The 13,560-nt window shown below is 71.2% G+C and carries 11 protein-coding genes and 1 pseudogene; 9 read left to right on the forward strand and 3 right to left on the reverse strand.

All coding sequences use genetic code 11. The annotated features are described in order from the left end of the window. Positions 1–161 precede the first annotated feature (161 nt). The 6 genes from ACFYXS_RS26795 to ACFYXS_RS26820 all read left to right on the forward strand — a co-directional run bounded on the left by ACFYXS_RS26795 (position 162) and on the right by ACFYXS_RS26820 (position 6,442). Complete coding sequence (locus ACFYXS_RS26795; protein WP_389252555.1) at positions 162–1,379, forward strand: serine hydrolase domain-containing protein; 1,218 nt, start codon at positions 162–164, stop codon at positions 1,377–1,379. Positions 1,380–1,686: 307 nt separating this feature from the next. Then, positions 1,687–2,583, forward strand: a complete 897-nt coding sequence (locus tag ACFYXS_RS26800; protein ID WP_389252557.1) for a phosphatase PAP2 family protein — start codon at positions 1,687–1,689, stop codon at positions 2,581–2,583. Between the two features lie 6 nt (positions 2,584–2,589). After that, positions 2,590–3,192, forward strand: a complete 603-nt coding sequence (locus tag ACFYXS_RS26805) for a hypothetical protein (protein WP_389252559.1) — start codon at positions 2,590–2,592, stop codon at positions 3,190–3,192. Beyond that, positions 3,189–4,358 carry a YbhN family protein gene (locus tag ACFYXS_RS26810; protein WP_389252561.1) on the forward strand — a complete coding sequence of 390 codons (1,170 nt, stop codon included), beginning with the start codon at positions 3,189–3,191 and terminating at the stop codon, positions 4,356–4,358. Before ACFYXS_RS26805 ends, ACFYXS_RS26810 begins: the two co-directional genes overlap by 4 nt. 223 nt (positions 4,359–4,581) lie before the next feature. Beyond that, on the forward strand, positions 4,582–5,724 hold the full coding sequence (locus tag ACFYXS_RS26815) for an ABC transporter permease (protein WP_389252563.1): 1,143 nt from the start codon (positions 4,582–4,584) through the stop codon (positions 5,722–5,724). 76 nt (positions 5,725–5,800) lie between these two features. Beyond that, positions 5,801–6,442: a sigma-70 family RNA polymerase sigma factor gene (locus ACFYXS_RS26820; RefSeq protein ID WP_389252565.1), complete on the forward strand. Its 642-nt coding sequence runs from the start codon at positions 5,801–5,803 to the stop codon at positions 6,440–6,442. 143 nt (positions 6,443–6,585) lie between these two features. Here the strand turns inward: ACFYXS_RS26820 and ACFYXS_RS26825 are convergent, their stop codons facing one another. After that, positions 6,586–7,188 carry a TetR/AcrR family transcriptional regulator gene (locus ACFYXS_RS26825; RefSeq protein WP_389252568.1) on the reverse strand — a complete coding sequence of 201 codons (603 nt, stop codon included), beginning with the start codon at positions 7,186–7,188 and terminating at the stop codon, positions 6,586–6,588. A 236-nt stretch (positions 7,189–7,424) separates the two neighbouring features. Here ACFYXS_RS26825 and ACFYXS_RS26830 point away from each other — a divergent pair. The 3 genes and pseudogenes from ACFYXS_RS26830 to ACFYXS_RS26840 form a co-directional block, all read left to right on the forward strand. Beyond that, positions 7,425–8,081 (forward strand): annotated as a pseudogene (locus ACFYXS_RS26830) (nitroreductase); the annotation flags it as partial. Positions 8,082–8,487: 406 nt separating this feature from the next. Further along, a complete protein-coding gene (locus ACFYXS_RS26835) occupies positions 8,488–10,947 on the forward strand; it encodes a SpoIIE family protein phosphatase (protein ID WP_389252571.1) in 2,460 nt (819 codons plus the stop codon). 112 nt (positions 10,948–11,059) lie between these two features. Beyond that, on the forward strand, positions 11,060–12,319 hold the full coding sequence (locus ACFYXS_RS26840) for an acyltransferase family protein (protein WP_389252573.1): 1,260 nt from the start codon (positions 11,060–11,062) through the stop codon (positions 12,317–12,319). Here the strand turns inward: ACFYXS_RS26840 and ACFYXS_RS26845 are convergent. Together ACFYXS_RS26845 and ACFYXS_RS26850 are read right to left on the reverse strand one after the other, a co-directional pair. Next, entirely contained in the window at positions 12,249–12,974 is a 726-nt protein-coding gene (locus ACFYXS_RS26845) for a class I SAM-dependent methyltransferase (protein ID WP_389252576.1), read from the reverse strand. The genes ACFYXS_RS26840 and ACFYXS_RS26845 overlap by 71 nt on opposite strands. A gap of 56 nt (positions 12,975–13,030) precedes the next feature. Then, positions 13,031–13,483, reverse strand: a complete 453-nt coding sequence (locus tag ACFYXS_RS26850; RefSeq protein ID WP_389252579.1) for a GNAT family N-acetyltransferase — start codon at positions 13,481–13,483, stop codon at positions 13,031–13,033. Between the last annotated feature and the right edge of the window lie 77 nt (positions 13,484–13,560).

Consider the following 13,560-nt stretch of genomic DNA (forward strand, 5'->3'; position numbering starts at 1 on the left):
TTGTGGCGACCAGTAGTTGAGGATTCGGTTCGACGTGTTCCGCCCGTGTGTCACACACCGGGGCCGGGGTCGGTCGATCGGTAGGGTGCGGCGAGCGCCGCGGGCCATGGGTCCGCGTGCGGCCCGCCCCCTTCCCCCCAACTGACGACGGAGAGAACCGGATGCGCTTCACCATAGCGAGCACGACGCTCGCGAGCACCGCCGTGATCACCACCCTGGCCGGCTCGCCGGCCGTCGCCGCGACGCCGTCGCTTCCCGCCCCCGACATCGCGGGTGTTCTCGCGGTACAGAAGCAGGCCATGGCGAACGGCGCCCCCGGCGCGCTCACCCGTATCGACTCCGGCAACACGACGTACCGCATCTCCAGAGGACAGGCGGACACCGTCGCCCACACGGCGATGGACGCCGACCGCCGCTTCCGCGTCGGCAGCGTCACCAAGTCCTTCACCACCGTGGTGCTGATGCAGCTGGTGGCCGAGGGCCGCATCGACCTCGACGCCTCCGCGAACACGTACCTGCCCGAGCCCCTGCCGGACGACCGCATCACCGTGCGCCACCTGCTGAGCCACCGCAGCGGTCTGTGGGACTACACCAACGACATGTTCTACGACACCGTTCCGGGCTTCGAGTCGGTCCGCAACAAGGTGTTCGGCTACCAGGAGCTGATCGACCTGTCGACGGCCCACGAGCCGACCAACGAGCCCGGCGCGGCCTACAGTTACTCCAACGCCAACTTCGTGGTGCTGGGCGAGATGATCGAGCACCTCACCGGTGTGCCGATGGCCGCGCAGTACCAGGAGCGGATCTTCGGGCCGCTGGGCCTGAAGCACACCTCCTACGTCCACCCGCGGACCGCGATCTCCGGCTCCTCCGCCCGTGGTTACCTGCGCCCGGATGACACCACGCTGCCGCTGGTGGACTCCACCGAGCAGACCGTCTCGTGGGCGCAGTCGGCCGGCGCGGTCATCTCCAACGCGGCCGACCTGAACCGCTTCTTCTCCGCGCTCGTCACCGGGCGGCTCGTCCCCGAGGCGCAGCTGCGGCAGATGATGACGATGGTCCCGGTCACCGCGGACGGCACGCAGTCCTACGGGCTGGGTCTGCGGGCCAGGAAGCTCTCGTGCGGCGTGACGGTGTACGGCCACACGGGCACGGTCCAGGGCTTCTACACCTACGCGTTCACCACCGCCGACGGCAAGCGCAGCATGACGTCCATGGCGAACACCTCCAACAACGGAACGGTCAACACCGTCCTCGGTGGCACGCTGGAGGCCGCTTTCTGCGGCACCGGCGGAGCCAAGGCCTCCCTGGCCAAGTCCACCGAGGGCGAGACCTTCACCGAGGACATCGCACCCCAGGTCGAGCGCCCCACCCAGTAGTCCCGCACTCCCGGTCCACCGGGCCACCGCCGCGCACCCCCGCCTTCCCGGCGGGTGCGCGGCGGTCGTGCGCCGCCTCACCGAACAAGAAAAACGAATGTTCGTCTTGACGTTTGGCGATCAATGGCGAAGGATGGGCCACGCTAAACAGAACGGTTGTTCCCGGAAGGAAGGAGGCGGCATGGGCACCGTGCAGAAGACCCCAGCGGCGACGACCTCATACCGCGTCCCTCCGCGGGGCGAGGCCGGGCACGCGCCCGCCCAGGACCGGGCCCAGCGGCCCACGGCCGCGGCGTGAGGTCGCCCGATGCCCGGCCTCGCCCCCGTCGCACGCCGCCTGCTCCCGCACCGCGCACCCGCACCGGGCGCACGCGCGGTGCCGCGATGGTGGGCGGAACTGCTGCTGGTGGCAGTGGTGTACGGGGTGTACGAGACCAGCCGGGGGCTGCAGCGGAGCTCGAACGCCGCTGCGGACCGCCACGGCCGGACCGTCCAGGGCTGGGAAGACGCCCTGCACCTGGCACCGGAGCAGTCGCTCAACCATGCCTTGCACCAGCTGCCGGTCCTGGCGGTGCTCGCCGCGTACTTCTACGCGACCCTGCACTACCTGGTGACGCCCGCCGTGCTGGTCTGGATCTACCGGAGACATCCCGCGGACTACCGGAGCGCGCGCACCTGGCTCGCCGTGGGGACGATGACCGCGCTCATCGGGTACTGGTGGTTCCCGACGACGCCGCCCCGGCTGCTCGCCGACGGAGGCATCCACGACATCGTGGCCGAAGCCGAGCGCTGGGGATGGTGGAGCGGGAGCACCAGCGCGCCGCAGGGACTCGGCAGCCTCGTCAACGAGTACGCCGCCATGCCGTCACTCCATGTCGGCTGGGCCCTGTGGTCGGGCTGGCTCCTCTTCCGGCGCGCCCGCCGGAAGACCCTGAGGGTCTGCGGTCTCGCGTACCCCTTCCTCACCACCCTGGTCGTGGTCGCGACCGGCAACCACTACCTGGCGGATGCCGTCGCCGGCGCCCTCCTCATCGCGCTCGCCGGCGCGCTCGTCGGTCTGATCCACCGTGCCGGCGGAGCCGCTCGGGGGCCGGCGCCCGGACCGGGCGGTGGGCCCGGCCCGTCCGTGCCCACCGCCCGCGGCAGTACCGACGCCGCCAGGACAGACCGCCCACGCCCCCACCCCGAGCTTCCCGCTAGGTAGTCCACGATGATCCACTCCCCCCAGCCCCCGCGTCCGGACGACGGGGACCACGCGAGCGTCGGGCGCAGGTCGCTCGGCGGCGACGGCCGCGGCACCGACGGCTGGTCCGGCTGCTGGCTGCGCAGCCGTCGTCGCGGTCGGGCGTCGTCGCTTCTGCCGCTGCACCTCGGAGAGGCCTTCCTCGTCGGTCACGGCGGCAAAAGGCCCTCGGGGGGCCTGATGCGCTTCCAGTTCCCGGACGTCGTCGAAGCGCGCCGGTCGCGACGCCCCTGGCGGCGCCGGACGGACGTCGGACGCCAGCTCGCCGGATCCGGTGGGGAACTGCGACTGGTCCGCGGCCGCACCTCCGACGACAGCATCACCCCCCAGGCCGTCATCGCCATGCTCACACTCAACGGCATCACGGACGTCGCCCCGCTGCTGCGCCTCAGCATCGCCGAGCCGCTCCCGTACACCGCCGGCAGTGAACGCGGCCAGGCCGCGGCCGTCGGCCTCGACGTGCACTTCTTCGCGGGCCTGTGGGGTCTGGCGGTCCCGGCGCGCACCCGGTGCCGGGTCCACCTGGAAGGCCCCGTCCGCCTTCTGCCCGACTGGCCGGTGCCGCGATGAGCGGCTCGGCCGCGGCGAAGGCCGGTGGTGACCTTCCGGGCGTGGTCGCGGACGCGGAAGGACGGACGGAGCGGACGCGCCCGAGCGGCGGGTTCCCGGGCCTGCCGCGCCTGCGCCGCCGCACGGTGATCACCGCGGGGGCCGTCGTGGTCGTACTGGGCGCCGAATTGGTGCTGGTCGCACCCCACGCGGGCCGGGCGGCAGGGGAACTCGGGCATGGCCGCTTCGAATGGCTGCTGCCGGCTCTGGCCTGCGAAATGGTGTCGATGATGATGTTCGCCCGCCTGCAACGCCATGCGCTCGGCGTCGACGGGCTGCGCGTCGGACTCGGACCGTCGGTCGCCATGGTGTTCGCGGGCAACGCGGTCGGCGCGACCCTGCCCGGCGGAAGCCTGGTCGCGATCACCTACCGCGCCTACCGCATGCGCTCCTGGGGCGCCAACGTGTCGCAGATCGGCTTCGCCCATGCGGCGACGGGGGTTCTGAGCACGATCGCGCTCGCTCTGCTCGCCGGTGTCGCCCATCTGCTTGCGGGAGACAGTTCTCAGATCCTCCCGGCGGCCCTCCAGATCGCGGCCCTCTGCGCGCTCACCAGCGCCGCACTCGCGTTGTTCCGCAGGCCCGCCGTGCTGCGCCGGCCGGTGCACGCACTCTTCCGCCTGGTGCACCGACTGCGCCGCGGCGCCGTGGGGCAGACGACGGCCGACGGCATACTCGACGAACTGGCCGCCATGCGCACATCGCCCCGTTTCTGGGGGCGCGGGCTCGGTTTCGCGCTGTTCAACTGGGGCGCCGATTTCGCGTGCCTGCTCGCCGTGTGCCACGCGGTCGGAGCGCGGCCCGCGTCGAGCACAGCGCTCTTCGCCTATATCGCCGCGATGACCGCCGCGTCGGCCATGCCGTTGCTGCCCGCGGGAATCGGCACCGTCGACGCAGCCCTGGTGCTCACCCTGCACCACGGCGGAGTGCCCACGGGCGTCGCCACCGCGGCCGATCTGCTCTACCGGACAATCACCCCCGGACTGGTCGCCGTCGCCGGCTGGATCCTACTGATCCGGCAACGCAGACGGCGGGCCCGCCCCGAGGGGCCGTACGACCCCGGCGGCGGCCCGCGCACCGATCCGGCGGGCTCGCCCGCTCCCGTGACCACCGGCATGACCGTATGACCGGTAGGCCCGGCCCGAGGCCGTAGCCGGGCAAGGACCGCGCTCGCCCATGCGGCGACAACCTCGCCGCATGGGCGCTGACCCGGCCCACACAAAACGAATGTTCGTGTTGACCTACTCATTCCAGGACTGGAGCAAGAACACAATGATCGCTCGTCTTACCAGGGGGGCAGCCGCGAAGAAGGATTCGGCGGGCCTCCGGTCATGGCACCGGACCGTCCTCGTGACAGTGGCGCTGCCACTGGTGATCTCGCTGGCGGTGATGGCGTACGCATGGCCCGCCTCGCGCATCGCGCCACGCGATCTGCCCATCGGGGTGGTGGGCACGAGCGCCGCCAGCCAGAACGCGGTCGAGGGTCTCGCGCACAGCAAACCGGGCGGATTCGACTTCCACCTCTACCCGGACCAGGCGTCGGCGAGCTCCGCGATCAAGAGCCGGGAGGTCTACGGCGCCTTCGTCGTCACTCCCGGCAGGGTGAAGGTGATGGAGGCCACCGCGGCCAGTACGTCCGTGGCCCAGTTGCTGACCACGGCCGGCCAGCAACTCGCCGCCCACGCGCCGAAGTTTCCCGTACAGCGCACCACGTCGTCGGACGGTCCGCACGTGCGGTCCAACGCCTCGAAGACCGTCCGCAGGACGGCCCCCAGGGTCGAGGTCGTCGACATCGTCCCGATCGCCGAGAGTGACCCCCGCGGAGTCGTCTTCAGTTCCGCCCTGCTCCCCCTCACCATGTGCGGCATCGCCATCGCGGCGCTCATCGCACTGTCCGGCACCCGGATACCGGTGTGGCGCCGGCTGATCGACCTGGTCGCCGCGTGCGCCGTGACGGGCCTCGCCGCATACCTCATCGCCCAGGGCCTGCTGGGTGCCCTGCCGCACGAGCACGTGGCCACCTGGGCGGCCCTGTCCCTCATCATGCTGGCGATCAGCTCCACCACCGTCGGCCTGATCACCCGCGTCGGTTCCCCGGGTCTCATACTCAGCGCCGTACTCATGGTCTTCGTCGGAAACCCCTTCTCCGGCAGCACGTCCGCACCCGAACTGCTGCCCAAGGCCGTGGACGACATCGGCCAGTGGCTGCCGCCGGGCGCCGGCGCGAACCTGCTGCGCAGCACCGCGTACTTCGAGGGCAACGGATCCGCGGGCCACATCGCCGTGCTCGTCGCGTGGAGCGTGCTGGGCCTGGCGAGCGTCGCCCTCGGCCGCCGCAGCCCCGTCGTCGAGAGCGGCACATCCGCGGGCGACCTGCCGCGGACCGAGGCCACGAGCGCGCCGGCCCTCGCCGTCAGCGGTGCCGCGACGGCCTTGTCGGCGTCACCGGTGGACCACCCCCACGCGCACGCCCGGCACGCGGCCCACGAATGAGGCGGCCGCTCACCCGCGTATTCGGGTGCGAGGCCGCGGCAGCCAGTCAGCGAAGCGAACAGCGAGGAAGACAACCATGTCCTGCACGTCCGCGGATTACGCCGAGGACCTCCGGGAAGCAGAGGCGGCGTTCCACGACGCCCGCAGACTCACCTTCGGGGTCGCCTACCGGATGCTCAGCAGTGCCAGCGAGGCCGAGGACGTCCTGCAGGAGGCCTGGATCCGCTGGCAGGCCTGCGACCGTTCCCAGGTGCAGAACCCGCAGGCCTTCCTCACCACGATGGTCACCAGGCTCGCGACCAACGTGCTCCAGTCGGCGCGGGTCCGCCGGGAGAACTACGTCGGCCATCCGCTGCCGGAAGCGGTCGACACCGAGGGCGACCCCGCGCTGCGCGCCGAGAACAGGGAAGCGCTGGAGGCCGCGGTGCGGATGCTGATGGAGAGACTCACGTCCGCCGAACGAGCGGCGTACGTCCTCCGGGAGGCGTTCGACTACCCGTACCAGCAGATCGCCGACATCCTCGGCCAGTCCCAGGTCAACGCCCGTCAACTGGTCAGCCGGGCCCGCAAGCACCTGCCCGCCGAGAGGCGTGCCAGTGTCCCCGCCGGCGACCACCAGCGCTTCCTGAGGGCCTTCCTGACGGCGGCCCGGGCCGGGAACGTCGCCGTGCTGGAGAAGTTGTTCGAGGAGGAGGCCGTCGTGCGGAGGAGCGCGTGACGGCCTCCCGCCATCACGCGTTCACCGCGCTCCCGGGCATCCTCTTCTGACGTGACGTCACTTCCGTGGGCGGCTGCCGTGCTTCGGCATCCGTCCCCCGGAAGACAGCGGGCCGCGGGCGTCCCGCGCCCTGCCGGGTGGTCTCAGGACGTCGCCGTGTCCGGCCACAGTGCGCGCAGGGCGTCGGGAACGCCCTCCAGCGTCTCGCGGTCACCCATGGCCAGCTGGAGGATGTAGCCGGGCAGGGTGCACATCAACGTGGCGGCGATGGCCTCGGCGGACACCGCGCGCGTGAGGCGACCGCTCTGCTGGTGCTCCCTGATCACGTCCCTGAGAGCGGACCGCATTTGTTTCATCAGGTCGGCGAACTGCTCGGCCAGCAGGGGGTTCCGCAGCGACTCGGACCACGCCAGTACCGCGAGGCCGGCGATGTTCTGATCGGCGGTCTTGGACCTCACGATGTCGATGACATCGGCCATGAGCTCACCGATCGAGCTGCTGGGCCGGTTCTTGGCGACACTGTGGGCCATCGCGAGGACGTCACGCATGTTCTCCTCGACGATCGCGGTGATCATCTCGTTCTTGCTGGCGAAGTGCCGGTACACCGCGCCGGCCGACAGGCCCGACTCCGCGAACAGGTCCTGCATGGACGTCGAGTGGAATCCGTCGCGCAGGAAGCAGCGGCGCGCCGCGTCCAGGATCTGCTCGCGGCGAGCCTCCATGTACTCCTGCGTGACCTTGGGCATGGACCCATCCTCTGCGCAAAAAACGAACCTTCGTGTTAACTTAACACGCCGAGCGCGTACGGGGGATGTTCTCCGGTACGCGATATCCGCTGCTCAGCAGCCTGGTGCCACGGCCCCGCCCGATCCACCCCCGCGCATCCCGGAACACCCGTCGCGCACGAGCCGACGGTGGCGCCTTGTCACATAACGGACGCCTTCACTGTCGACTACCTGAGAGCCGATGGAGGTGGGCAGTTGTGGACGTCTACGAGGCGGTCGCGAGTCGACGGGCAGTACGCGCATTCACCGATCGGCAGGTCCCCGGCGAGGTGCTCGAAAGAGTGCTGTTCAGAGCGGCACGGGCACCGTCCGCGTCGAACCTCCAGCCCTGGCACGTCTACGTGGTGACCGGCGGGCCACTGGCCCGGCTCAAGAAGCGCGCTGGTGCACGGGTGGTCTCGGGTGACGCCTGGGACGAACCGGAGTACGAGCAGTACCCGCCGGAGCTGAAGTCCCCGTACCGCGAGCGCCGCGCCGCCTTCGGTGAGCAGCGCTACGGCGCGCTCGGCATCCCCCGCGGGGACCTGGAGGCCCGCCAGCGGGCCGCGGCCGGCAACTGGGACTGCTTCGGCGCCCCCGCCGCCCTGTTCTGCTACATCGACCGCGACATGGGCCCGGCGCAGTGGTCCGACGTCGGCATGTATCTGCAGACCGTGATGCTGCTGCTCCGCGCCGAGGGGCTGGACAGCTGCCCGCAGATGGCATGGGCGAAGTACCGCAGGACCGTCGCGGAGGTCCTGTCACCACCGGACGAGCTGATGCTGTTCTGCGGCATGTCGATCGGGTTCGAGGACGTCACGGTGGCCTCCCCGCGTACGGGCCGGGCGCCGCTCGGCGAGACGGTCACGTTCGTCGGGGACGAGCGGGCCGCCGCGGCCCCACCCCCTCGCCGCGGGTACGCGGCCGGTGCCGGACCCGCGCCGGCTCCCGTTCCCCGGCCCCGGCCCCGACATGTGTTCGCGCGGGCCGCCGCAGGCGCGAGGCTGCTGCGGTCTCTCGTCGCGGGCCGGCGGAGCCTCCGGGCGGGATAGTCCCGGTTCTGCGCGAGGGCTCCCGACGCCTCCACTGCCTGCGGGAAGTGACTGTGCGCGCCGAGAGACCCACACCGTGCGAGCAGCACGCACGCCCACCCATCGCCGGTCTGTCACAAAATCGCACCCTGTCCGGTCAAAACGGACATCACCGGCATGGCCTCGCAGTGGCCCGTACATCCGCCTGCCGCGTCCGTCCCGTCTCACCCCGTCGGAGGACCAGAGTTCGATGACCAGTTGCACCACAGCACTGAGCCGGCATGTCGACACGTGCGAGATCACCGACTCCGCGATCGCCATGCTCGACGACCACGGAACGGTCGTCGGCTGGACGCAGGCGGCGGAACGCCTGGTCGGATACGCCCCGCGGGACGTGGTGGGCCGCTCCGCGTCACTCGTCGTACAGCCCTCCGAGGAAGTCCCGACGATGTCGGAGTACGTCGAGCGCTGCCGCGCCCGGGACGGATGGTCGGGCACGGCGACGGTGCGCAGCCGGGACGGGAGCATCCTCGACGTCAGCCGACGGGTCTCCAAATTGCAGGGCCGGGACGGAACGGTGCGCTGGCTCGTGTCCGTGACCGATGTCGGCACGCTTCCCGAGAACACACGGAGCGGATCGATGCGGGAGTCGCTCCTCGCCCGCGCGCCGGTCGGCATCGCCGTACGTGACACGCAGCTCCGTTGCACATGGGTCAACGACACGATGGAGACCCACGACGGCCTGCCCCGCGAGCGACGGCTCGGATGCCGCCCCACCGACGCGAATCCCGGTCTGGAGGCCGAAGGGATGGAAGGGGTGATGCGGGAGGTGCTCCAGAGCGGCACCACAAGGGTCCACGAGTACCGTCCGTGGCTGCCGTCGAGCCCGCGCGGGGAGCACATCCTCGCGGTGTCGTTCTTCTGCCTCACCGACGCCGACGGCCAGCCGGTGGGGGTGTGCTCCATCAGCGTCGACGTCTCCGAGTGCCGGCAGGCGCGCGAGCGCCTCGCCATCCTCAACGAGGCAAGTGCACGACTCGGCGGCACGCTGGACGTGATGCAGACCAGCCAGGAGCTGGCCGACCTCGCCGTGCCGTTGCTCGCCGACTTCGTCGCCGTCGACCTGGAGCAGTCGGTCCCGTTCGGCGAGGGGCCCGCGCTCCGCATCGGCTCGACGGGGCGCCTGCCCCAGTTGCGGCGTGCCGGCCTGGCATCGATCCGCCACGGCGTCCCGGAATGCGCCTGGCTGCGCGGCGACGCGATCCCCGTGCCGCCCACGTCGCCCTTCGCCCATGTGCTGCGGACGGGCAGGGCTCATATCGAGCCGGTCCTCAACGCCGCCCCGGGCACATGGACCGACGACGACCCGACACGGGCGGGGAAGGTGCACGAGAGCGGCATGCACTCCCTGATGATCGTTCCCATTCGAGCGCGCAGCTCTCTGCTGGGCGTGGCGCTGTTCGTGCGCACGGAGCATCCCGATCCCTTCCAGGAGAGCGATCTGGTGCTCGCCGAGGAGCTCGTGAGCCGTGCCGCCCTGTCGCTGGACAACGCCCACCAGTACGCCCGCCAGCACGCGGCGGCCCTCGCGCTCCAGCGCAATCTGCTTCCCCGCGACCTGCGGGGCGGCACGGCGGTCGAAGCGGCCTCGCGATACCTGCCCGCCGACATGGAGCACGGGGTCGGGGGCGACTGGTTCGACGTGATCCCGCTGTCCGGCGCCCGCGTGGCCCTCGTGGTCGGCGACGTGGTCGGACACGGCATCAACGCCGCGGCGGCCATGGGCCGGCTGCGCACCGCGGTGCGCACGCTCGCCGACATGGAGATGCCCCCCGACGAACTGCTGACGCACCTCGACGACACGGTCCAGCGACTGGCCGACGAGGACCTCGATGCCGCGGACCAGACACCGGTCGGCGGCGCCACCTGCCTGTACGCCGTCTACGACCCGCTCACCCGCCGGTGCGCCATGGCACGGGCGGGGCACCCCCCGCCCGCGATCGTGGACCCCGACGGCAGGGTCACCTTCCCCGACCTTCCCGCCGGTCCCCCGCTGGGCGTCGGCCTGGGCGACCCCTTCGAGTCCGTCGAGATGGAGCTGCCCGAGGGAAGCCTTCTCGCCCTGTACACCGACGGCCTGATCGAGACCCGTGACCAGGACATCGAAGAAGGCATGCGCCGCCTCGGCGACGCGCTGACCCGGCCCGGACGCTCCCTGGAAGACCTCTGCCACCTCGCGACCGAGTCGCTTCCGGGTCAGGCACCGTCCGACGACGTCACCCTGCTCCTCGTGCGCACCCGCTCGCTCCAGCCGGCACAGGTCGCCTCCTGGACGCTGCCCGGCGACCGGTCGGCGGGCCACACGGCACGGGACCTGACCAACCGTCAGTTGGCGGACTGGGGAATGGAGGACCTGCAGGACTCCACCAAGCTGATCGTCAGCGAGCTCGTCACCAACGCGGCCCGCCACAGCACCGGTCCCATCGGTCTGCGCCTGATCCATCACGAAGGCCTGACCTGCGAGGTGTCCGACGACGATGCCTTCTCCCCCCATCTGCGCCGGGCACGCACCGCCGACGAGAACGGCCGCGGTCTGTTCCTCGTCGCCGAGCTGTCCCGCAGATGGGGCTACCGGCTGATACCGGAGGGGAAGGTCGTCTGGGCCGAACAGGACCTGCCCTCCGCCCGCGGCAGGGCGAAGGCGGTCTGACCGAGGGCGGAGCCGGACCGTTGAACCGCTGCGCCGACCGGCACGTACCAGTCCCTGTGGGCGGTGAGGTGCCGCCCGGCGGCGTGCCCGGAGAAGGGGTCGAACGATTTCAGTGGACTCGAGCCGTCCGGCAGGCGGCGCTCTCGCCCTGGCCGACGACCCGGCTGAACAGGCGGAGACGGCGGGGGGAGCGCCCGTCCGCCGGCACGTGCCGGGTCTGGACGGTCTCCGCAGCCTGGCGGCCCTGTATGTGGTGCTGTTCCACTGCTGGCTGTACACCTTCCCGGGCTATCCCGACAGTTCGGCGCCTCCGTGGCTGGACGCGCTGATGTTCGGGCGCCTGGCCGTCGTCTTCTTCCTGGTGCTGTCGGGATTCTCCCTGGCGATCTCCCCGGCACGTCACGGCTGGCGGTCGGAGGGCGTCGGCCGGTTCCTCCGGCGACGCGCCTGGCGCATTCTGCCCCCGTACTGGGCGGCACTGGCCATGAGCCTGGTCATCTCCTGGTTCGTGGTGCCGGCCTCGCACCTCGGGCCACCCACCGGCGCGTCGCTCCTGGTCTACGGCCTCGTCGCGCAGGACGTGTTCACCGCACCCACGCCCAACGGCGCCTTCTGGTCGATCGGGGTGGAAGCCGAGCTGTACCTCCTCTTCCCTCTTCTCCTCCTTGTCCGGCGGCGGTTCGGTGCGGTGACCCTGGCCGCGTGCGTGACGCTTCCGGTGATCGCCCGCGGGCTCCTGGCGGCCGGCGCTTCCCCGGCGGAGGGCACCAACTGGCTCGCTCCGCATCTCGCCCCCGTATGCGTCGCGGGCATGATCGGAGCGGGAATCGTCGCCGCGCCGGACCGACTGCGGCGTCTCCCGTGGGGATGGTTCGCCGCCCTGGCAGCCGTGCCCGTCCTGGGGCTCGGTGTCGTCCAGGGGTCCGTCTGGACGGTGAACCACTACTTCTGGGTGGACCTCGCCGTCGCTCCCGCCATGACGATGCTGCTCGCCGCGGTTGCCACGGGCCGACCGGCCCTTCTCGTGCGGCTGCTGTCGACCCGGCCCGTTCGGAGCCTCGGCGGCTTCTCCTACAGCCTCTACCTGATCCATCTGCCGCTCGTCATGGCCGTGATCCGCCGGGTGGCACCGCGTTTCGTCTCCCCCGGCCTGCCCACCTTCTGGTTCACGCTCCTCGTGGCCCTGCCCGTCTCCGTCCTCGGGGCGTGGCTGTTCTCCCGGGTCTTCGAGATCCCCTTCAAGCGGAACAGATCCTGGACGTCCCTGATCGCACCGGGCCGCTGCCACCCTCGCACCAGGGCTACGGACGACGTGCCACGAAGACGAACTCCCTTCCCGGACGGTCAGGTGCGTCGCGCACCTCCTCCGTGACGAATCCGCACGTGGCCAAGGCGTGCTCCGTCTCGTCGCGTTCCCGGAAACGCACCGTGGAATCCGAGGTCAGCACCTGTCCGTCCGCGGCGAAGACGTACGTCCACCGGAAGGTCACCAGCGGCCGGCTCACGTCGATCAGCTCGACCCAGCTCTCGACGGCGCCCACGCCGGGAATCTGCGTCACGCGGTAGGAGCTGTCGCGGTTCCACTCCTCCCAGGCGCGCCGCGCCGGATCGCGCGTCTCGAAGACCAGACGCCCTCCTGGCCTCAGTGCCTCGTGGGCTTTGCGCAGGGTCTGCCCCCATGCGGACGGATCGACGATGGCCTGGGCGACGTTCGCCGTCATCGTGGCGAGGTCGACCCGCAGCGGCGGGAGGGCTGTCGCGTCACCGTGGATCCAGCGCACCCGCTCGCTGCCCGGTTTCCCGTGAGCGACGTCGAGGGACGCCCGGGCGGGGTCGACACCGACGACCTCGATCCCGCGATCGGCCAGCAGGAGGGCGAACACCCCCGTCCCGCAACCGATGTCCAGCACGCGGTGCGCCCCGAACTCCTCCGCCAGCCGGACGTACGCATCGAGATCGCCGCGGTCGGGGTCGAGCGGGTCGTAGACCGCGGCGAGCCGTGGATGCCCGTAACTCTCGTCAGCCATGCCGGCGAACGTACGGCGCCCGGGCGGGAAGGGCCACTCGATTACGTGGGACAGCGTCAGAAGAGCGGCAACCGGCCGACGTCCCTGCCCTCGTTCACCGGCACGCCGGTCCTCTCGTAGAACGCCGGCGCCGGCAGGTCGTCGGTGTCGGGCGTCCTCTTGAGATACGTGCAGCCGAGCTCCTGGGCCGCGACGGACACGGCATGCAAGAGGTGGAGTCCGATGCCACGGCCCCGGCGCGGATCCTTTCGGAGGAAGAGTTCCTTCAGCCACGCGCCGGTCCCGGCGCCTGCTACCGGGGGCAGTAGGGAGAAGCACGCCATGCCCAGCACGTGGTCGCCCTCGCGGGCCAGAAGCACGGTCGCCTCGGGGCTCTCGCCGAACAGGACGGCACGGATCCGGTCGACGTCGCCAGGGGCGTAGGTCCCACCACGACGCACCTCGATCTCACCGACGAGCCGGGAGATCTCCTCGACGTCAGCCTCGGTCGCCTCCGTGACCTCGACCATGTCATCCCCGCCCTCTCGCCAGGGGGCAGCGCCGCTGCCCCGCCGCGGCACCCTAGCGGTCGCGGCTCACGCCACGG

The organism is Streptomyces sp. NPDC002574, from assembly GCF_042889545.1.
Taxonomy (GTDB): Bacteria; Actinomycetota; Actinomycetes; order Streptomycetales; family Streptomycetaceae; genus Actinacidiphila.